Annotated in this window: 17 protein-coding genes and 1 tRNA gene; 10 read left to right on the top strand and 8 right to left on the bottom strand. The window is 59.5% G+C overall.

What is annotated here, in order from left to right:
* Nucleotides 1-71: 71 nt before the first annotated feature.
* The 3 genes from thrC to moaD are packed head-to-tail and all read left to right on the top strand — an operon-like array spanning nt 72 to nt 3,065.
* Nucleotides 72-1,553 (top strand): threonine synthase, encoded by a 1,482-nt coding sequence (gene thrC, locus HDE75_RS00590; RefSeq protein WP_183679008.1) that lies wholly within the window; start codon nt 72-74, stop codon nt 1,551-1,553.
* The gene (locus tag HDE75_RS00585; RefSeq protein WP_260174199.1) at nt 1,553-2,776 is read left to right on the top strand and encodes a molybdopterin molybdotransferase MoeA; all 1,224 of its coding nucleotides are present in this window, start codon (nt 1,553-1,555) and stop codon (nt 2,774-2,776) included. The genes thrC and HDE75_RS00585 overlap by 1 nt, the downstream gene beginning before the upstream one ends.
* Nucleotides 2,777-2,807: 31 nt before the next feature.
* Nucleotides 2,808-3,065: a molybdopterin converting factor subunit 1 gene (gene moaD, locus HDE75_RS00580; RefSeq protein ID WP_183679006.1), complete on the top strand. Its 258-nt coding sequence runs from the start codon at nt 2,808-2,810 to the stop codon at nt 3,063-3,065.
* A 7-nt stretch (nt 3,066-3,072) separates the two neighbouring features.
* Here moaD and HDE75_RS00575 read toward each other — a convergent pair whose 3' ends face one another.
* Nucleotides 3,073-3,306, bottom strand: a complete 234-nt coding sequence (locus HDE75_RS00575) for a hypothetical protein (RefSeq protein ID WP_183679004.1) — start codon at nt 3,304-3,306, stop codon at nt 3,073-3,075.
* A 167-nt stretch (nt 3,307-3,473) separates the two neighbouring features.
* On the opposite strand from HDE75_RS00575, the gene HDE75_RS00570 reads away from it, so the two are divergent.
* Nucleotides 3,474-4,715, top strand: a complete 1,242-nt coding sequence (locus HDE75_RS00570; protein ID WP_183679002.1) for a TIGR03862 family flavoprotein — start codon at nt 3,474-3,476, stop codon at nt 4,713-4,715.
* 7 nt (nt 4,716-4,722) lie between these two features.
* On the opposite strand, the gene HDE75_RS00565 is transcribed toward HDE75_RS00570, so the two are convergent.
* The 5 genes from HDE75_RS00565 to hpnC form a co-directional block, all read right to left on the bottom strand.
* Entirely contained in the window at nt 4,723-5,529 is an 807-nt protein-coding gene (locus HDE75_RS00565; protein WP_183679000.1) for a head GIN domain-containing protein, read from the bottom strand.
* Nucleotides 5,530-5,539: 10 nt separating this feature from the next.
* Nucleotides 5,540-6,313, bottom strand: a complete 774-nt coding sequence (locus HDE75_RS00560; RefSeq protein WP_183678998.1) for a DUF1700 domain-containing protein — start codon at nt 6,311-6,313, stop codon at nt 5,540-5,542.
* Nucleotides 6,314-6,479: 166 nt separating this feature from the next.
* The gene (hpnE, locus tag HDE75_RS00555; RefSeq protein ID WP_311735136.1) at nt 6,480-7,835 is read right to left on the bottom strand and encodes a hydroxysqualene dehydroxylase HpnE; all 1,356 of its coding nucleotides are present in this window, start codon (nt 7,833-7,835) and stop codon (nt 6,480-6,482) included.
* Nucleotides 7,828-8,661, bottom strand: coding sequence for a presqualene diphosphate synthase HpnD (hpnD, locus tag HDE75_RS00550; RefSeq protein ID WP_183678996.1), 834 nt, complete (start codon nt 8,659-8,661; stop codon nt 7,828-7,830). The genes hpnE and hpnD overlap by 8 nt, the downstream gene beginning before the upstream one ends.
* Nucleotides 8,662-8,706: 45 nt before the next feature.
* The gene (hpnC, locus tag HDE75_RS00545; RefSeq protein WP_183678994.1) at nt 8,707-9,579 is read right to left on the bottom strand and encodes a squalene synthase HpnC; all 873 of its coding nucleotides are present in this window, start codon (nt 9,577-9,579) and stop codon (nt 8,707-8,709) included.
* Nucleotides 9,580-9,853: 274 nt separating this feature from the next.
* On the opposite strand from hpnC, the gene HDE75_RS00540 reads away from it, so the two are divergent.
* The 3 genes from HDE75_RS00540 (at nt 9,854) to HDE75_RS00530 (ending at nt 14,389) form a co-directional block, all read left to right on the top strand.
* Nucleotides 9,854-11,020 (top strand): efflux RND transporter periplasmic adaptor subunit, encoded by a 1,167-nt coding sequence (locus tag HDE75_RS00540; protein WP_183678992.1) that lies wholly within the window; start codon nt 9,854-9,856, stop codon nt 11,018-11,020.
* A complete protein-coding gene (locus HDE75_RS00535) occupies nt 11,017-14,121 on the top strand; it encodes an efflux RND transporter permease subunit (RefSeq protein WP_183678990.1) in 3,105 nt (1,034 codons plus the stop codon). The genes HDE75_RS00540 and HDE75_RS00535 overlap by 4 nt, the downstream gene beginning before the upstream one ends.
* Before the next feature lie 185 nt (nt 14,122-14,306).
* Nucleotides 14,307-14,389 (top strand) — tRNA-Leu (locus HDE75_RS00530).
* 51 nt (nt 14,390-14,440) lie between these two features.
* On the opposite strand, the gene HDE75_RS00525 is transcribed toward HDE75_RS00530, so the two are convergent.
* Nucleotides 14,441-15,964 carry a hypothetical protein gene (locus tag HDE75_RS00525; RefSeq protein ID WP_183678988.1) on the bottom strand — a complete coding sequence of 508 codons (1,524 nt, stop codon included), beginning with the start codon at nt 15,962-15,964 and terminating at the stop codon, nt 14,441-14,443.
* Nucleotides 15,965-15,982: 18 nt separating this feature from the next.
* The gene (locus HDE75_RS00520) at nt 15,983-16,168 is read right to left on the bottom strand and encodes a hypothetical protein (protein ID WP_183678986.1); all 186 of its coding nucleotides are present in this window, start codon (nt 16,166-16,168) and stop codon (nt 15,983-15,985) included.
* 619 nt (nt 16,169-16,787) lie between these two features.
* Between HDE75_RS00520 and tig the strand changes: the two genes are divergently transcribed.
* The 3 genes from tig (at nt 16,788) to clpX (ending at nt 20,271) form a co-directional block, all read left to right on the top strand.
* Nucleotides 16,788-18,128, top strand: a complete 1,341-nt coding sequence (gene tig / locus HDE75_RS00515; RefSeq protein WP_183678984.1) for a trigger factor — start codon at nt 16,788-16,790, stop codon at nt 18,126-18,128.
* Between the two features lie 83 nt (nt 18,129-18,211).
* Nucleotides 18,212-18,829, top strand: coding sequence for an ATP-dependent Clp endopeptidase proteolytic subunit ClpP (gene clpP / locus HDE75_RS00510; protein ID WP_373629889.1), 618 nt, complete (start codon nt 18,212-18,214; stop codon nt 18,827-18,829).
* 170 nt (nt 18,830-18,999) lie between these two features.
* Nucleotides 19,000-20,271: an ATP-dependent Clp protease ATP-binding subunit ClpX gene (gene clpX, locus HDE75_RS00505; RefSeq protein WP_183678982.1), complete on the top strand. Its 1,272-nt coding sequence runs from the start codon at nt 19,000-19,002 to the stop codon at nt 20,269-20,271.
* Nucleotides 20,272-20,305 lie beyond the last annotated feature (34 nt).

Raw genomic sequence — 20,305 nt, 5'->3', positions numbered from 1 at the left:
GACCGCACTATAATATTGGCTCGTTTGCATTCATGATAACCGCCCTCAGCTCACCTGGACCCCACAATTTTATGCAATATGTGTCTACCCGCGCTGAAACAGCGCCATCGAATCCGCAACAATTTTCCGACATCCTTTTGGGCGGCCTGGCCCCCGATGGCGGACTGTACCTCCCTGAACACTACCCGCAAGTCAGCGGCGCCGAGCTCGATGCCTGGCGCAAATTGTCGTATGCCGACCTGGCCTACGAGATTCTCAAGAAGTTCGCCACCGATATCCCGGCGGCGGACTTAAAGGCGCTGACGGCAAAGACCTATACCAAGGCTGTCTACAAAAATGCGCGCGCCGGCGACAGCGCGGCCGATATCACGCCGCTGCGCGTGCTGGAGCAAAACGTCGTCAAGGGTGGCCAGACCACCCTGATCCTGCAGGCGCTGTCGAATGGCCCGACCCTGGCCTTCAAGGACATGGCGATGCAGTTGCTGGGCAATCTGTTTGAATACACGCTGGCCAAGCACAAGGCTGAACTCAATATCTTTGGCGCCACCTCGGGCGATACGGGCAGCGCGGCCGAATACGCCATGCGTGGTAAAAAAGGCATCCGCGTGTTCATGCTGTCGCCGCACAAGAAGATGAGCGCGTTCCAGACGGCGCAGATGTTCAGCCTGCAAGACCCCAACATCTTCAATATCGCCGTCGAAGGCGTGTTCGACGATTGCCAGGACATGGTCAAGGCCGTGTCCAACGATTTGCCGTTCAAGGCGCAGCAAAAGATCGGCACCGTCAATTCCATCAACTGGGCGCGCGTCGTGGCGCAGGTGGTGTATTACTTCCGCGGCTATCTGGCGGCGACCACCAGCAATGAACAGAAAGTGTCGTTCACGGTCCCATCGGGTAACTTCGGCAATATCTGCGCCGGCCATATCGCCCGCATGATGGGACTACCGATCTCCAAACTGGTTGCCGCCACCAATGAAAACGACGTGCTCGACGAGTTTTTCCGCACGGGCGTGTACCGCGTGCGCAAGTCCAGCGAAACCTATCACACCAGCAGCCCGTCGATGGATATCTCTAAAGCGTCGAACTTCGAGCGCTTCATCTACGACCTGGTGGGCCGCGACAGCCAGCGCGTCAAAGCGCTGTTCCAGAAAGTGGAAACGCATGGCGGCTTTGACTTGTCTGGCAAACCGGGCAGCGATGGCGACGAATTCAAACTGGTCGCCAAATATGGCTTCAAATCGGGCAAGTCGACGCACCAGGACCGCCTGGACACCATCCGCGACGTGGCCGACGACTACGACATCACCATCGATACGCACACGGCCGACGGCATCAAGGTGGCGCGCGAGCACCTGGAAGCCAATGTGCCGATGATCGTGCTGGAAACGGCGCTGGCCGCCAAGTTCAATGAAACCATCCTTGATGCATTGGGCGTGGATGCGGAACGTCCTGCCGGCTTTGAAAACATCGAAGACTTGCCGCAAAAGTTTGTGGTAATGGGTACCGATGTGGAAAAAATCAAAGCCTATGTCAGCGCAAATACGGGCTTATGATGAGCGCTCCCGCAGAACGCAAACCCATGCTGTCCGTGGCCGAAGCGCTGGCCTTTATGCTGGACGCGGTGCGTCCGGTAACGGCGGTGGAACATGTCGACACCTTGCAGGCCAACGGCCGCGTGCTGGCCACGGCGCAGACGTCGACCCTGAACGTGCCCGAGCGCGACAACACGCAGATGGATGGTTATGCCGTGCGGGCCAGCGATTGCACCAGCGGCGCGGCCAGCTTGCCCGTATCGCAGCGCATCGCCGCCGGTCACGTGGGTGGCCCTTTGCTGCCGGGCACGGCGGCGCGCATTTTTACGGGCGCCTTGATTCCTGACGGCGCCGATGCGGTGGTGATGCAGGAGCAGTGCACCCTCGTCGATGGCGTGGTGACGGTCAATCACGTGCCGGTGGCGGGCGAGTGGATACGCCGCCAGGGCGAAGATATCCGCGCCGGTGGGACTATCCTGGCGCCGGGCACGCGTCTGCGCAGCCAGGAAATGGGCCTGGCCGCTTCGGTCGGCCTGGCCCAGTTACCGGTGCTGCGCAAGCTGCGCGTGGCCGTGTTTTTCACGGGCGACGAGCTGGCCATGCCGGGCCAGCCTCTGGCGCCGGGCGCCGTCTACAATTCCAACCGCTTTACCTTGCGCGGCTTGCTGGAAAATCTCGGTTGCGAGATCACCGACCTGGGCATCGTGCCCGACAGCCTGGAGGCGACGCGCGCCGTGCTGCGCCAGGCCGCCCAGGGTAATGATTTGATCATCACGTCGGGCGGCGTGTCCGTCGGCGAGGAAGACCATATCAAGCCGGCCGTGGAAGCGGAAGGGCGCCTGAACATGTGGCAGATCGCCGTCAAGCCGGGTAAGCCGCTGGCTTTCGGTGAAGTGGGCGAGGCCTTCTTTGTTGGCTTGCCGGGCAACCCTGTCTCCAGTTTTGTCACCTTTTTGCTGTTTGTGCGGCCCTTCATCTTGCGCCTGCAAGGCGTGGCCGGCAGCGTGGCGCCGCGCAGTTATCGTTTGGCCGCCAATTTCGAACGGCTGAAAGCGGACCGGCGCAATGAGTTTTTACGCGCCAGGATCAACGGCGACGGCGCGCTGGAACTGTTTGGCAACCAGAGTTCGGGCGTGCTGACATCCACCGTGTGGGGCGATGGCTTGATCGATTGCACGCCAGGCTTGTCGATCGCGCGCGGCGACATGCTGCGCTTTATTCCGTTTAATGAGCTGCTGTATTAAGTAAGGCAATAAGCAAGAGATAAGGAAGACGATGAAAATCCATCTGCGTTTTTTTGCCAGCGTGCGTGAGCTGGTCGGCACGGCGCAGGAAGTGCTGGAGTTGAGCGAGCCGGTGCGCACCGTGGGCGAGGTGCGGACCTTGCTGATCGCGCGGGGTGGCAACTGGGCCGGCGCGCTGGCACCGGGCCGCGCGCTGCGCATGGCGCATCAGCAAATCATGTGCGACGCGGATACGCCGGTCTTTGATGGCGATGAAGTGGCGTTTTTCCCGCCCGTGACAGGCGGCTGACCAGGCTTTAGCGCGATTTGGCCTTGGGCGCGTCGCCGCTGCACATGGCGCAGGCCACGGCTTTGCGGTAGCGCCAGTATTTGGAACCGATAAAGATGGCCGAGGCCACCAGCGACCAGGCCAGCGCGCTCAAAATGTCGGTCTGGGTGGTCGTGCCCTTGCTGTATTCGACCACCGCCAAAATGATGAATAAAATGCCGCTGGCCAACAAATAGCGGGAAATCCAGTATCCTGCACCCATATCGTTCTCCTGACGGTATTTGAAACTGCTGCCTGTTAATTGATTATTGCGGCGATTATTGCCAGATATAAAGCGCAGTATGCACTAATTTGTGGCGTTGACAATATCGGCGAGCCCTATCTCGACTAAAATGCCGGGGTTTCCCATCCTGTTGCGCCAGTACTCCCATGTCTACTCCCATCCCTGTTACTCCCCATATCGCCATTATCGGCGGCGGCCCTGCCGGCCTGATGGCCGCGCAAACGGCTGCTGCCCTCGGCGCGCGTGTGGAATTGTTCGACGCCATGCCCTCGGTCGGCCGCAAATTCCTGCTCGCCGGCCGTGGCGGCATGAATATCACGCATGCGGAAGGGTATCAGGAGTTCGTCACGCGCTATGGCAAACAGTCGCATCGCTTACGCCCCGCACTGGACCAGTTCGGCCCGCAGCAAGTGCGCGACTGGGTGCATGGCCTGGGCGTGGACACCTTCGTCGGTTCCTCGAACCGCGTTTTCCCGACCGATATGAAGGCCGCGCCCTTGCTGCGCGCCTGGCTGCACCGCTTGCGCGAAGCGGGTGTGCAGTTTCATATGCGCCACCGCTGGACGGGCTGGCGCGATGGAGAATTGTTGTTTGCCACGCCGGACGGCGAACGGCAACTGGCGTTTGACGCTGTGATCCTGGCGCTCGGTGGCGGCAGCTGGGCGCGTCTGGGTTCCGATGGCGCCTGGGTGCCGCTGCTGCAAGCGCAGGGCGTGGAAGTGGCGCCCCTGGTGCCGGCCAATTGCGGCTTCGATGTGGACTGGAGCACGTTTTTCAGCATCCGTTATGCGGGCGAACCCTTGACCACCGTCGCCATCACGGCGCGCGATGCGGACGGCTTGCTCATCCGCCGCCAGGGCCAGTTCGTGGTCACTGAAGGCGGCGTCGAAGGCAGCCTGGTTTATGCGTTGTCGGCAGCCCTGCGCGACCAGATCACAGAGGAAGGCAGCAGCACCATCTGGCTGGACCTGGCGCCCGATTTCAGCAGCGAGCGCGTCTTCGATGAAGTAACGCGCCCGCGCGGCGCGCGTTCCATGTCCAGCCATCTGCAAAGCCGGCTCGGCATCAAGGGCGTGAAATCAGGCTTGCTGCGCGAATGCCTGAGCGCGGCCGACTTTGCCGACGAAACCAAACTGGCGCGCGCCATCAAGCTGCTGCCCGTGACGCTAAGGCGCCCGCGTCCCATCGATGAAGCGATCAGCAGCGCCGGTGGCGTTGCCTTCGAAGGCCTGGACGGCAGCATGCTGTCTGCCATGCCCGGTGTTTTTGTGGCCGGCGAAATGCTGGACTGGGAAGCGCCCACCGGCGGCTACCTGCTGACCGCCTGCCTGGCCGGTGGCAAGGCGGCGGGGGAGCAGGCTGTGGCGTGGCTGGCTGCTAATACTTAAGAAACCATCAATGCCAGACGATCTCGCCCGAGCCCGAATGTTGCGACTCGCGCTGGCGGGGGTTGCCATGCACGTGGATATCGCCGCTGCCGCGCAGATTCAGGATGGCGTCGTCGCGGATGAAGACGGTGCTTTGGCCCGAGCCTTGCAGGCTGACGTTGGCCTTGTCGGCAGGCAGGTGTTCAGCATCGATATCGCCTGAGCCACTGAGGTCGGCGCGCAGGAGTTTGGTATTGCCGCTGGCGACGATGCGGCCCGATCCGACCATTTCCAGGGTCACGCTGTCGCTATTGCCGCCATTGATGTCGAGATTGCCGCTGCCGTTGACGGTCGCTTCAATTTGCTTGTAGCGCCCGGTGAAGCTGATGTCGCCCGAGCCGGCCAGTTCCAGTCTGAAACTGTCGCCCGAAAATCCCGTGATCTTGCTATTGCCATTGCCGTGTACTTCCAGCTGGGTCAGGGTGGGCAGCACGATTTCCACCTGCAGCGGCTGGCGATGGTGGAACAGCATGCCTTTGGGGCCGATATGCAAGGTGTTGCCGTCGACGCTGGTGTCCACATTGGCCAGCAAACGCTGTTCGCCGCTGACTTTCAGCGATGGCGTGGCGCCGCGGCGCAAGGTCAGGTCGATCGGGCCGGCCAGGTCGATGCTGGTGATATTGGCGGGGATGGGGCGCGTGTCGCTGCGCACGGCACGGCCGGCTGCACTGCTGGGGCTGCTGATGCCCTTGGCGCGCAGGGCTGCATAGGACATGGCGATCAGGACCAGGGCCAGCAGGAACATGGAGAGGCCCACTTTGAATAATTGTTTCATGGCTGTGTCCTCAGTGACCTTTGAGCAGGGAAATATTCATCGCGATATAGCGCCGGATGCCGATCAGGGTATAGCGCGTCACTACCAGGCTGAGCAGGAACAGGATGATGCCGCCCACGACGATGGCCATGCCGATCACGGTTTGCGTGGTGCGCGCATCGCGGTCCATGTCCGTCGAGATGCGGATGCCTCCGCCGGCCAGCACTTCCGCTTTTTCCATGACACGCGAGGAAGATTGAGGGTCGCCGCTATCGTCGCCATTGGACTGCTCGTTGCTGTCCGGCGACTTGTAGACGCGGATGCCCGTATCGCCGATGACGATGCGCGTTTCGCGCGGCGCATCGCCATCGTCCTGGATGATGATATGGCGCAAGGGGCCGTCGAGCACCAGTTCGTTGGCGCCCGATAAGCCGCTGGCGGTAATGGCGATGCCCGCCAGGTAAAAGCTCAGTCCCAGCGCGTACAAGGTGGCCAGCAAGGCTGCGTAGACGGCGGCGGGCACCACCATGAACAGATTGAAGATGGCCAGCCCGATCAAGGACACCAGCAGGCGTAGCAGATTGACGGGGGTTTTCTTTTGCTCGAAAGCCCGGCGCTGGGTATTGGCGCGCAAGGTCATGGCGATCTTTTTCGGGTCGCCCAGTTCATCGGCGATTTCCTGCTGGCTGCGGCCAGCGGCCAGGCCTTCGTTGAAGGTCTGTTCGTAATACGCCATCGTCTTGGCGATCAGGTCGGGCGGTAATCCAGCCAGCGCCTGCCGCAGGGTGTCGAGATAATTATTCATATGTTCAGCTTATAGTCAGCTTGGTTTCAGCTTATCCTGTGTCTTCGAAGCCTGGGTTTAACCTATGCTCAGACTGTACGCAAACGGCCCCGCATGCACCAGCATAGTGCGACAGACTGCAATTTTGATGGGGTCAGCGGCGCCAGGGCAGGATGCACCGTCAAGTCTACTTTTGCTGATTGAGCTGTGCGGCTGCCTGCACGCCACTGCGTACGGCCGCTTCGATGGTGGCCGGATAGTCACTGGCCGTATAGTCGCCGGCGATCAGCAAGCCATCGATGCCGCTGGCGTTGCTGGGGCGCTGCAAGTCGGGCGTGCAGGCGAAGGTAGCGCGTTTCTCAGTGATGACCTGGGTCCATAGCGGCTGGGCCAGGGCGGGTTGGCCCAGCACTTGCGCCAGTTGGCTGGCGATGGCTTGCGCCAGCGCGGCATGGCCTTGCTCTGCCGCCTGGCTGGACGCGCTGATAACGACCGCCAGCAAGCCTTGCTGGCTGGTATCAAGCTGGCCCCGGTCGAACACGAACTGGCCCCAGTGTGCCGCCTCCGGTGCATCGGCCAGCGCGTAAAACGGCAAGTCCAGGCGCACGCTGGCCTCGTATTGCAGATAGCAGGTGCTGATCGCTTCCGGCGTGAAGGCTTGCAATTGCGTGATCAGCTCGCTGGTGCGCTCATCTTGCAAGCCTTGCAGCAGGGTAGCCGCCTGTGCCGATGAGGTGGCGATGACCACGACATCATAGATGTCGGCGCCGTCGACTTGCCAGCGGCCGTCCGGCAGCGGTGTGAGTGCATCGACCTTGACACCCATTTGCACCGCGCCGCCATACTGCGTGACATAACGGGCGGCGGCGTCGGGGAACAGCGACGATAAATCAGTTTTCGGCAGCAGCATGTCCGAGGCGCTGCGTTTGCTGGCGCCCAGGCTGTCGCGCAGCACATTGATGAAGACCCTGGCCGAAGCGCGTTCGGGCGGCGTATTCAATGCCGCCAGGCATAGCGGGCGCCACATGAGCTTGATCAAACGCTCGGTCTGGTCGAAGCGCTCCAGCAATTCGCTGACCGAACAATCGTTGTAGAGTTGCCAGCCCATCCAGCGCATGGCGCTGGAAAAACGCATCAGCGAGAGCTTGTCGGCCCGCTGCAATCCCTTGGCACGCAGCAAGGCCCAGGCCAGGTGCAGCGGCGCAGGCCAGCGTGGAGCGATGAAATCCATGCCGCCAGAGTCAGGCGGATAGCGCATCTGCAGCGGTAAATCGAGGATCAGCGCGCGCGGATCCTGCCCCGCCAGCTTGAGCAGGCGCAAGGTTTCCGTGTAGGCGCCCAGCAAGATATGCTGGCCGTTATCGAGTACAGTGCCTTCGCGTTCGACTTTGCGCGCGCGTCCACCGAGGGTGCGGGCTGCCTCGAAGAGCGTGACGGTATGGCCTGCGTGGACCAATTCCATGGCGCACGCGCAACCGGCCCAGCCGCCGCCGATCACGGCATATCGTTGCGCAGGCACGGACTTGGCCACGAATTTAGCCACGTACCCAAGTCTTCCAGGCCAGCCACAGTTTGCGGATCGGGGTCAGGGAAATGCGCTGCTTGAGCACGTGGTAGCCATCGCGCTCGACTTCTTCAAGCAAGGTACGGTAGATGGCGGCCATGATCAGGCCCGGCCGCTGGGCGCGGCGGTCTTCCTTGGGCAGCAAGGCAAACGCTTCGTCATATGCCTTTTGCGCGCGCGCGACCTGGAAGCGCATCAGGTTTTCAAAGTTTTCGCTGTGGCGGGCGTTCAGCAGGTCGGCTGCCGTCACATTGAACTGCTGCAATTCGCTGATCGGCAAATAGATGCGCCCCTTGCGCGCATCTTCGCCCACGTCGCGGATGATGTTGGTCAGCTGAAACGCATGTCCCAGTTTCTCTGCATATTGCAAGGTTTCCGGGCGGGTCGCGCCGAAGATGCTGGCCGACAAGATGCCGACCACGCTGGCAACATGCCAGCAATAGCGGCTCATGGCCTGGTAATCGAGGTAGCGGGTCTGGTTCAAATCCATTTCCATGCCATCGATGATGGCTTGCATATGTTTTTCTTCCAGCTTGTACACGTCCAGGTGCGGTTGCAGCGCGCGCATCACAGGGTGCGTGGCGTTGCCCTCGTACATGGCCTTGACTTCCTTGCGCCACCAGACCAGCTTGGTGCGTGCCACGGCTTCGTCCGTGCACTCATCGACCGTATCGTCCACCTCGCGGCAAAACGCGTACAGGGCTGTGATCGCCTTGCGGCGTTCCGCCGGCAGGAACAGGAAGCTGTAGTAAAAGCTGGAGCCGCTCTGGGCGGCTTTTTGTTGGCAGTATTCGTCAGGAGACATGGGCAAAAAGCAAGGGTGACAGATCGAAGCCGCTATTCTAGCGTCTTACACTGTGGGCGTAGGGGGAAAACGCGGTTTTACTTGTGCAACCGGCAGCAAGCGCTTTTTCGACATGCGCATGGCGCGCCAGAAAATGGTCAGCCAGTCGCGTTTGGTGAGCTTGGGACGGCGCCGGAAGACGTCGTAATTGACGGCTTCGATGGACTCGAGAATGCGCAAACCGCCTTGCACCACCAGCCGCAGTTCCCAGCCGATGCGGCCGCGCAAGCGCAGGGCCAGCGGCGCGCCACTGAGCATCAACTCACGCGCGCGCGCCACTTCAAAGCGCATCAGCGCGCTCCATTTGCCATGCGATTCGGCACGTTCGAACGCCGCTGGCGAAACGGCAAAGCGCGTGAAATCTTCCATCGGCAAGTAGATGCGCTCTTTCTGCTGGTCGATGGCGACATCTTGCAAGAAATTAATTAGTTGCAAAGCTGAGCATATGGCATTCGAATCGCGTACATTCTCTTCATCCACTGCCTTGTACAGATGCAGCATCAGCAAGCCGACCGGGTTGGCGGAGCGGGCGCAATAGTCCAGCACGTCGTCGTGGGTCGCGTAGCGCGTGGTTTCCACATCTTGCTGGAAGGCTGACAGCAAGTCATGGAAGGGCTGCATCGGCAAGTCGAATTTCGCGATGACCTTGGCCAGGCGGCTGAACATGGGGTCGTCGCTGGGCTCCTGCATTTGTATGCGGCCCAGCTCCCTGACATAGGCTTGCAGGGCGGCCAGCCGTTCGGCCGGCGTGGCGTCGCCTTCATCGGCCAGGTCGTCCGCGCTGCGGGCGAAGGCATAGATGGCTTCAACGGCAGGCACCAGGCGACGCGGCAAGAGGAAAGAAGCGACAGGGAAATTTTCGTAATGGTCTACAGGCATGAACACACTTGTTTGGTCTTGTGATTCTTGTAACTCAGCAACAAAGGGCGAGATTAATGACGCGAAAGTCACTAAAAACTTTTCCGCACGATTATAATTAATAACCGACGAGTCATTAAGGCGAGGCAGTGTAGCACTGCCAGCCGGAATGCGCAGACGGATATTGTCACAAATTTAAGATAATTAGTAAGGAAAAGTTTGGCGCTACCCATCCGGCAAGCAAAAAGTTTCCTGACATAAAAAATCTACAGCCCGCATAGTAAAGGAAATTACCTTGTTTGCCCTGAAAACCCTGCGCCCTGAGACTGGCGCGCCCGTATTTTTTGCCCTGCGCCCCATAGCCGGCGGCGCATTGGCGCTTGCCTTGGCCGTCACCCTGTCCGCCTGTTCCAAGCCTGCCCCGAAAGCTGATGAGGTACGCCCCGTGCGGGCAATCGTCTTATCCAGCAGCAATGTCGATGTCAACGCCGAGTTCGCAGGCGAGGTGGTGCCCCGCGTGGTCTCGCAACTGGGTTTTCGCGTGGGCGGCAAGATCGTGGCGCGCAAGGTCGATGTGGGCACGGTGGTCAAGCGTGGACAAGTGTTGATGCAGCTGGACCCGCAAGACTTGCAATTGTCGCAGGCGCAAGCCAAGGCTGCGCTGGCCAGTGCGGAAACCAACCGCGACCTGGCGCGTGCCGAACTGAAGCGCTATCAAGACTTGCGCGAGAAAAATTTCGTCAGCCAGACCGTGCTTGACAGCAAGGATGCCACGTACAAGGCGGCCCAGTCGAATGTGGATGCGGCCCAGGCTGCCTATCGCGGCCAGGCCAACCAGTCCGGCTATGCCAGCCTGCTGGCCGATGTCGATGGCGTGGTGACGCGCATCGATGCAGAAGCGGGGCAGGTGGTGGCGGCCGGCACGCCGGTGGTGCAAGTGGCCAGAAGCGGCGACAAGGAAGTCGCCATCGGTTTGCCTGAAGACAAGGTTGAAACCATGCGCGGCGTCAAAGATGTGGTGGTGCGCCTGTGGGCCGACCCTACGCAGGCGCTGGCAGGCAAGATCCGTGAAATTTCACCGGTGGCCGATCCCGCCACGCGCACTTATCAAGCCAAGGTGACGATACCGGATGTGCCGCAAGCGCGCCTGGGCATGACGGCCGTGGTGCAGTTCGTTTCGCAAACGGCGACGCCGCAAATCCGGGTGCCGCTGACGGCTTTGTTCAATGAAAAGTCGCAAAGTTCCGTCTGGGTCGTGGAAAATGGCGCCGTGCAGCGCGTAGCCGTGACGGTGGGCGGCGTGGCAGGCAATGATTTATTGCTGACCGCGGGTGTGAAGGCAGGCCAGACCGTGGTGACGGCCGGCGCCAATCTGTTGAAACCTGGCCAGAAAGTCAGCATCCTCGGTACCGGATTAGCCCCCATGGCTGGCTCCGCAGCTAGCGCTGGAGCGGCCAAATGAAGGGCGGTTTCAATCTGTCACGCTGGGCACTCGAACATATACCGCTGACGCGCTACCTGATGGCCGTGCTGCTGATAGGCGGCATGCTCAGCTATGCCAACCTGGGCCAGGATGAAGATCCGCCATTTACCTTCCGCGCGATGGTCTTGCAAGCGTATTGGCCGGGCGCCACGGCGCTGCAGATGGCCGATCAGGTGACCGACAAGCTGGAACAGAAGCTGCAGGAAACGCCGTACATCAATGACATCACCAGCTATTCCAAGCCCGGTGAAACCCTGATCCTGCTGCAGTTGCGCGAATCGGCGCCGCCGAAGGAAACCGCCGCCGCCTGGTACCAGGTGCGCAAGAAAATCGGCGATATCCAGGGTACTTTGCCGTCTGGCGTGATCGGACCGTTCTTCAATGACGAATTTGGCGATACCTACGGTTCCATCTTCGCCTTGTCGGGCGATGGCTTTACCTACGCGGAAATGAAGGATTATGCGGACCGGGTGCGGCAAGAGCTGCTGTCCGTGGCGCAAGTGTCGAAGGTGGCGCTGTTCGGCGTACAGGATGAAAAGATCAATATCGTCTTTTCACACAAGAAGTTTGCCCAGCTGGGTATTCCGTTCGAAGCCATCGTGCAGCAGCTGAGCGCGCAAAACACCATCAATTCCACCGGTGTGCTGGTTACGCCAACCGACAATCTGCAAGTGCGGGTGACGGGCGCCATGGTCAAAGTGCAAGACCTGGAAAACATGGAGCTGCGCGCCAATGGCACCACCTTCCGCCTGGGCGACTTCGCTACCGTCAAGCGTGAATTTACCGATCCGCCCAAGGACAAGATGCGTTTCAATGGCAAGGAAGTGATCGGCCTGGGCGTATCGATGGAAAAGGGCGGCAATATCATCGAGATGGGCAAGGCCTTGCAGGCAACAGTCGCACACATGAAGAGTCAGTTGCCGGTCGGCATAGAACTGCAGCGCGTGTCGAACCAGCCGGAAGCCGTGTCCGCCTCGGTGGGCGAATTCGTGCACACCCTGATCGAAGCGATCCTGATCGTGCTGGCCGTCAGTTTCGTGGCGCTGGGCTTGCACACGAAACCGCTGCGCATCGATGTGCGGCCCGGCCTGGTGGTGGCCCTGACGATACCGCTGGTGCTGGCCGTCACTTTCCTGTGCATGCATATGCTCGATATCGATCTGCACAAGATTTCGCTGGGCGCCCTGATCATCGCGCTGGGTTTGCTGGTTGATGACGCCATCATCGCCGTCGAAATGATGGTGCGCAAGATGGAAGAGGGCTTTTCGCGTTTCGATGCGGCCACGTTTGCCTACACTTCGACCGCGATGCCGATGCTGACGGGCACCTTGATCACGGTGGCGGGTTTCCTGCCCATCGGCCTGGCCAAGTCGACGGCTGGCGAATACACGTTTTCACTGTTTTCCGTCAATGCGCTGGCGCTGATCATTTCCTGGCTGGTGGCAGTGATCTTCACGCCGTACATCGGTTATGTGCTGCTGAAGGTCAAGCCGCATGCAAATAATGATCATGAATTGTTCGACACGCCCAACTTCCGCCGTTTCCGCCGCGCCGTCACCTGGTGCGTGGAATGGCGCAAGACGACGATCGCGGCCACCCTGGTGATCTTTGCGCTCGGTATCTATGGCTTTAACTTTATCGAGAAGCAATTCTTCCCCGATTCCAGTCGGCCCGAGCTGATGGTGGAAATGTGGTCGCCCGAGGGCACGACTTTTGCCGCCAATGAGGCGCAAGTGAAAAAGTTCGAGGCGTTTGTCAGCAAGCTCGATGGCGTGGAAAGCGTGACCAGTTACGTGGGCACGGGTAGCCCCCGTTTCTACTTGCCGCTCGATCAGATATTCCCGCAGACCAACGTCTCGCAAATCGTGGTCTTGCCGAAAAGCCTGGCCCAGCGTGAAATCCTGCGCCACAAAATCGTCGACGTCTTCAAGCACGATTTCCCGGAAGTGCGGGGCAGGGTCAAGCTCTTGCCGAATGGCCCGCCAGTGCCGTATCCCGTGCAATTTCGCGTGACCGGTACCGATGTGGCGCAAGTGCGGGCGATAGCCGACCAGGTCAAGGAAGTCATGCGTGGCAACCCGAATACCGTGGGCGTCAACGATAACTGGAATGAATCGGTGAAGGTCTTGCGCCTGGACCTGGACCAGGACAAGATGCGCGCACTCGGTATCACCTCGAAAACCGTGATGCAGGCCGCCAATACTATTTTGTCGGGCACGGTGATCGGGCAATTCCGTGAAGATAACAAGTTGATCGATATCCAGGTGCGCCAGCCCCTGGAAGAGCGGGCCACGATTTCCGTGTTGTACGACACGAATATCCCTACCTCCACGGGCAAGTCGGTGCCGATCTCGCAAATTGCACGCGTGCATTTTGTGTGGGAGCCGGGCGTGGTCTGGCGCGACCGCCGTGCCTGGGCGATTACCGTGCAGTCTGACGTGATCGATGGCATACAGGGTGCGACGGTCTCGACGCAGCTCAAGCCCCAGATGGATGCCTTGCGCAGCAAGTTGCCGGCGGGTTACCACATCATCCTGAAAGGCGTGGAGGCCGATAGCGGCAAGGCGGAAGCCTCGATTGCAGCCAACTTGCCGCTGGCAATCTTCATCATCTTCACTTTGCTGATGCTGCAATTGCATAGCTTCTCGCGCGCCATGCTGGTGTTCTTGACGGGGCCGCTGGGCGTGGCGGGTGCGACGTTTGCCTTGCTGTTGCTGCATCGTCCGCTGGGTTTCGTGGCCAATCTGGGCATCATTGCACTGTTTGGCATGATCATCCGCAACTCGGTGATCCTGATCGACCAGATCGAGCAAGACATCAAGGATGGCTCGGCGCCGTGGGACGCCATCATCGATTCGGCCGTACGCCGCTGCCGGCCCATCGTGCTGACAGCCGCCGCTGCGGCGCTGGCGATGATACCGCTTTCGCGTTCGGTGTTTTGGGGACCGATGGCCGTCGCCATCATGGGCGGCCTGATACTCGCAACGGCATTGACCTTGCTGTTCCTGCCGGCCTTGTATGCGGCCTGGTTCAGGGTCAAGAAGCCGGTGGCGCTGGCTAAGGATGGTACCGCGGTCTGAACTTGACGTTGATGTATTAAAAAAAGACGGCATTTCTCTGGGGAATCCAGTAGAATGCCGCCTTTGCCTGGGCAGCCTCCTCCTTGGGGTGTGATGCACTTCGATGGTGCACCTAGCCAGAACGCTCTCAAGTTGTTAAAATTGGTGGCGGTGTTACAGTAACAGGTAGCACAAGTTGTCAATATGCGGATGTGGTGGAATTGGTAGACACGCTGGTCTTAGAAGCCAGTGCTTCGGCTTGGGAGTTCGAGTCTCCCCATCCGCACCATTCAGGTACTCATTGCCTGAATAATAGAATAATAGAAAAACCTTGGGCTATTCAGCCTAATGCTCCTAAGGCCGCCAGTTGCCGGCTCGATTGCTGCACCATTTCCCGTATCATCTCTTTCTCGATGTCGCTGGCTCGATTGCCTGCACTTTCCGCTATATTGCTCAATGCCTGCAGCACGATGTGGCGCGTTTGCGGCCAGTCGCTGGTGTCGCTGACCTTGAGTTGCGCCTGCAAGTTTTCCAGCGCCTGCGCGTGGCCGCCTGCCTGCAGGGCGGCTTGCGCTGCTTGTGCTTCTTGCTGCGCCTGTTGCGCGATCAGCGGACTGGCCGCTCCGTTGGACAGGAAAACCTCAAGCTTGCGGCTCTGGCGCTGGTACAGGTCCAGCAGCAAATGCAGGCTGGCGCCCGCAGGGCGCGGCTGGACGTCCAGCACATCGAGCACATCAACCAGCCAATCCGTCATTTGCCGTCCGGCCAGGCCCAGTTCCGGCCATGCCACGGCGTGCAACTGTTCGCCCAGGTAGCGGGCGCGGTCGATCGCCCTCCGGCTGCCGCTCATGCGGGAGGCTATGGGGCCATAGCGCGGCGCCAGTGCGTCTTCGCGCTGTTCCGCCAGCAGGCATAGCAAGGTCAATTGCACATACACGTGGAAGGCGGCCAGGGTGCGGTGTGCATCCCAGTAGTTGGAGCGCACGTCGTCGGGTGCATTCCACAGCGAACAGACGGCGGGCGCATCTTCGCGTTCGTAGCCGGACGCGAGCAGGCTGTGGCCATGGCGGAAATCGTACAGTTTCTGGTGCAGTGCTTCGTGCAGCAGGTGCTCGGCTAGCCACCAGGGATGGTCGATCAGGCTGCGGTTCAGGAAGATGCAGCCATTCACGCGGAACTGGGAGCTCGACGCCTTGCCGCGCCAGGCGCCTTCAGGCGTGTACAGGGCCAATATCTGTACATGTTCAAAGGCGCTGTGGGCGAGGCGGGGTAGCAGGGTGTGCAGCAAATCCCAGCCGCGCCGCAGCATGGTCATTTCGTCAGGCGTGGGCGTGGCCAGCGGTGCGCCATAATTGTGTTCGATGACAGTCAGAAAGGCTGCAGGGTAGGGCTGCAATGCAGTCTGGTTTTTTGCCTGGTGCCACACCTGCGTATGGATACTGCCATGCAAACGCGTTGCCGCCGGCATATCAGCTGTCAGCGGCCCGCCCGGCAAGCCGGCAGACCAATGCGCGCTAGCCGCGTCGAACAGCGCTGCGCATTCGGTCAGCGGCAAACCGTAGGTATCGCCTTTGACCACTTGCCGCATCGCGTGCTGGATGGCGCAGCGCAGCACGATATCGCCTATCAGCTGGTGCTGGCGGGTCGGTGCGGTATGGATAGCGTCGTCGAGCAAGTCGGCCAGCCGCCCCGCTGCCGGAGCGGCCGCACTGAGCTTGCGCAGGCGGCGCCGGTAAGTCACGGCCAACTGGCCGCGAATATACCGGCTATCGCCAAACGCACGATGCTGCATCAGTGCCGTTTCTGCGGCATGCAGCCATTCCCCTGCCGGGGCAGGTGCGCGTGGTGGTGCTGGATTACCCATGGCCTGGGCCGGAAATGCTTACTCGACCGTAGGGTGGTCGTGGTCGTGGTGGCCACCGCCAGGTGCGACCGCTTCCGTTTCATCGACTTCCGTCTGGATTTTCTCCAGGTCGTCGTCGGAAACGCCGTCCAGCAAGCGCCCCAGCACCATATGCAGCTTGGCTTTGGCGTTGTTGGTATGGATGTCGGAATGAATGTTTGCCATGATGGACCTCCTTTAAATACGGTTGGAGCGGTGTATCTGGCTTAGGTTTGCCCAAAAAATGGCTAAATTGAGGTAAATCAAAGGGTTTTTCGCTGAAAACTTCGCTGTGGCAGCATTTCTTTGTTTGGGACGCGGCGACAGATCGCATATACTAATAGATGAAGCAGGCTGGAAAGCCTGTTTCTGGCGCAACAAAGAATGCAGCGAGAAGTGGCAAGCCAGCGTCACAGCGGGACCATAGCTGGCTGTGACGACCAGTACAGGCCAGTGCGGGAGTGCTGGCGCCGTCTGTGGCGGGCCCAAAGCCAGCCACTTTTCTGAAGTCCTTTGTTATAATGCCACGCTTTACCGAATGATGCTCAGCCCTGCGATTTACCCTGAAAGCATGGCTGAACGCTCGGAGCCCTGTTGCAGTATTGAAGTCAGTGGATTGTTTGGTGCCTGGCGGGCGCTTTGCCCAGGCCGGGTAGACCAGGTCCAACATCCTGTCTTCAGTGCGTTACAGATGAATATGCGAGCGAGTGAAGCTGGACCCATGTCTTGTCGCCAGTGATGGCGCAAGGGGTCGGGTCTTCTTTTCTCGCACCAACAGTGTTTATTTTTTTGGACGATTTTTTACATGGCAACTGCAGTCGAAACCCTGGGCAAACTCGAACGTCGTATCACGATCTCCTTCCCGCTGACGGACGTCCGCACGGAAGTTGAGAAGCGCCTGAAAGTGCAAGCCCGCACGGCTAAGGCACCTGGCTTCCGTCCGGGTAAAGTGCCGTTGAAAATGGTCGCAGCACAATACGGTTACCAAATCGAATCCGAAGTGCTGAATGACAAAGTCGGCCGCGCATTCAATGAAGCCGCCAACGAAAACAACCTGCGCGTCGCCGGTTTCCCTAACATCGTACCGAAAGAAGAAGCAGCCGAAGGCCAGCTGGCATTCGACGCTACTTTCGAAGTGTACCCGGAAGTTGCTATCGGCGACCTGACCACCGTTGAACTGGAAACCGTGCAAGCGGAAGTGTCGGAAGCTGAAATCGACAAAACCATCGATATCCTGCGCAAACAGCGTGTGCACTTCCACACCAAAGGCGAAGCTGGCGAACACGGCGACGGCGGCGAAGCTGTTGCTGCCAACGGCGACCGCGTGACCGTCGACTTCGTCGGTTCGATCGACGGTGTTGAATTCCCAGGCGGCAAAGCTGACGGCTACGCTTTCGTTTTGGGCGAAGGCCGCATGCTGCCAGAATTCGAAGCAGCGACCGTGGGCTTGAAAGTGGGCGAAGCTAAGACTTTCCCATTGGCATTCCCAGAGGATTACCATGGCAAGGACGTCGCCGGTAAAACCGCATCGTTCACCATCACCCTGCAAAAGCTGGAATGGGCGCACCTGCCGGAAGTCGATGCTGAATTCGCCAAATCCCTGGGCGTTGCCGATGGCGACCTGGCCAAAATGCGCGAAGACATCAAAGTCAACCTGCAACGCGAAGTTGCTGGCCGTGTGAAAGCACGCAACAAGGATGCCGTCATGGACGCGCTGATCAAAGTTGCTGAGCTGGAAGTGCCAAAAACCCTGATCGCTCAAGACTCCGAGCGTCTGGCTGAAATGACCCGTCAAGACATGGCGCAACGCGGCATGAACGTCAAGGATGTGCCTTTCCCAGCAGAACTGTTTGCAGAAAAAGCCGAGCGTCGCGTACGCCTGGGCCTGATCCTGTCGCAACTGGTGGGCGACAACAACCTGCAAGCAACGCCTGAGCAAGTCAAAGCGCAAATCGAAGATTTCGCCCAAAGCTACGAAGACCCACGCGAAGTGCTGAAGTACTACTACAGCGACCGTCGCCGCCTGGGTGAGATCGAAGCCCTTGTATTGGAAGAAAACGTCGTCACTTACGTGTTGGGCCTGTCGAAAGTAACGTCGAAAGCAGTTGCTTTTGACGAATTGATGGGAAGCAACGCACAAGCGTAAACCAGTTGGTCTCCGGATGCTGCCCCGCCGCAAGGTAGGGGCGGCGTCCGCTAACTGCTTCACAAGGAAATGAAATGACAGGTATGAACCGTAATCCGGCGCTGGACACAGAGATGCTCGGCCTGGTGCCGATGGTGGTGGAACAAAGCGGTCGCGGCGAGCGCTCGTATGATATTTACTCGCGCCTGCTGAAGGAACGCTTGATTTTCATGGTCGGCCCGGTCAATGACCAGATGGCCAACCTGGTGGTCGCCCAGCTGCTGTTCCTGGAAAGCGAAAATCCGGAAAAGGAAATCTCGCTCTACATCAACTCGCCAGGTGGTTCGGTTTCGGCCGGCATGGCCATCTACGACACGATGCAGTTCATCAAGCCGGACGTCTCGACCCTGTGCACGGGCATGGCCGCTTCGATGGGCGCTTTCCTGCTGGCCGCTGGCGCCAAGGGCAAGCGTTTCTCGCTGCCTAACTCGCGTATCATGATTCACCAGCCTTCCGGTGGCTCGCAAGGCATGGCTTCGGACATTGAAATCCAGGCCAGGGAAATCCTGTACTTGCGCACCCGCTTGAACGGCATCATGGCCGAGCGCACGGGCCAGTCGATCGAACAGATCGCCAAGGACACCGACCGCGACCGTTTCATGTCCGCCGACGAGGCTGTCGAGTATGGCTTGATCGACAAAGTGTTGACCAGCCGCGCTTGATGTGCCCCTACCGGTATTGCTAAGTACGTAAGTAAACGCCCGGGCGCTCAAACGTTCGGGCGTTTCGCTTTTATTTCGGGTAGCATGGTGCTTATGCAAGCAGCTTGTGCCATAGCAACCCGGCCAGCGATTTTGCAATATTGTTAATGCAGTTCCAACCAAAATGCCTTATGTCAGACAAAAAATCCTCTAGCGGCGAAAAATTACTGTATTGCTCGTTCTGCGGCAAAAGCCAGCACGAGGTGAAAAAACTCATCGCCGGCCCGTCCGTGTTCATTTGCGATGAGTGCATCGACCTGTGCAACGACATCATCCGCGATGAAACGTCGAGCATCGAGACGGTGACCGGCGGCACCAAATCCGATCTGCCGACGCCGCAAGAAATTGCTGCCTTGCTGGATCAGTACGTGATCGGCCAACAGACTGCCAAGCGCATCCTGTCGGTGGCCGTGTACAACCATTACAAACGCCTCAAGCACCTGGGCAAAAAAGACGATATCGAACTGGCGAAAAGCAACATCTTGCTGGTTGGTCCTACCGGCTCGGGCAAGACCCTGCTGGCCCAGACCCTGGCGCGCATGCTCAACGTGCCGTTCGTGATCGCCGACGCGACTACCCTGACCGAAGCCGGTTATGTGGGTGAGGACGTGGAAAACATCATTCAGAAGTTGCTGCAAAGCTGCAACTACGATGTGGAAAAAGCCCAGCGCGGCATCGTCTACATCGATGAAATCGACAAGATTTCGCGCAAGTCCGACAATCCGTCGATCACGCGCGACGTCTCCGGCGAAGGCGTGCAGCAAGCCTTGCTGAAACTGATCGAAGGCACCATGGCTTCGGTACCGCCACAAGGCGGCCGCAAGCATCCTAACCAGGATTTCGTGCAGATCGACACCACCAACATCATGTTCATCTGCGGCGGCGCCTTCGATGGCCTGGCCAAGGTGATCGCCAACCGTTCCGAAAAGAGCGGCATCGGCTTCTCGGCCAACGTGCGCAGCAAGTCGCAGCGTTCGTCGAGCGAGCTGCTGCTGGATGCGGAACCGGAAGACCTGGTCAAGTTTGGCCTGATCCCGGAACTGGTCGGCCGTCTGCCTGTCATCGCCACCCTGGCGGAATTGACAGAAGAAGCGCTGATCCAGATCCTGGTCGAGCCGAAGAATGCGCTGATCAAGCAGTATTCGAAGCTGCTGGACATGGAAGGCGCGGAACTGGAGATTCGTCCTGCTGCGCTGCATGCGATCGCCAAGAAAGCCCTGGCGCGCAAGACCGGCGCGCGTGGTTTGCGCTCCATCCTGGAACACGCTTTGCTGGACGTCATGTATGAACTGCCGAGCGAACAAAATGTGGTGAAAGTCGTTATCGACGAAAATACCATCACCAGCGGTGCCAAACCTTTGTTGATTTATCAAGAGACTGCCAAGGCCTCCGGAGAAAATTGAGTTTTGCCGCACTAAATGCATAAAAAGGGTTTTG

This window comes from Janthinobacterium silvisoli, assembly GCF_014200725.1.
Lineage (GTDB): Bacteria > Pseudomonadota > Gammaproteobacteria > Burkholderiales > Burkholderiaceae_D > Janthinobacterium.
This window is presented reverse-complemented; position numbering and strand designations above follow the sequence as displayed.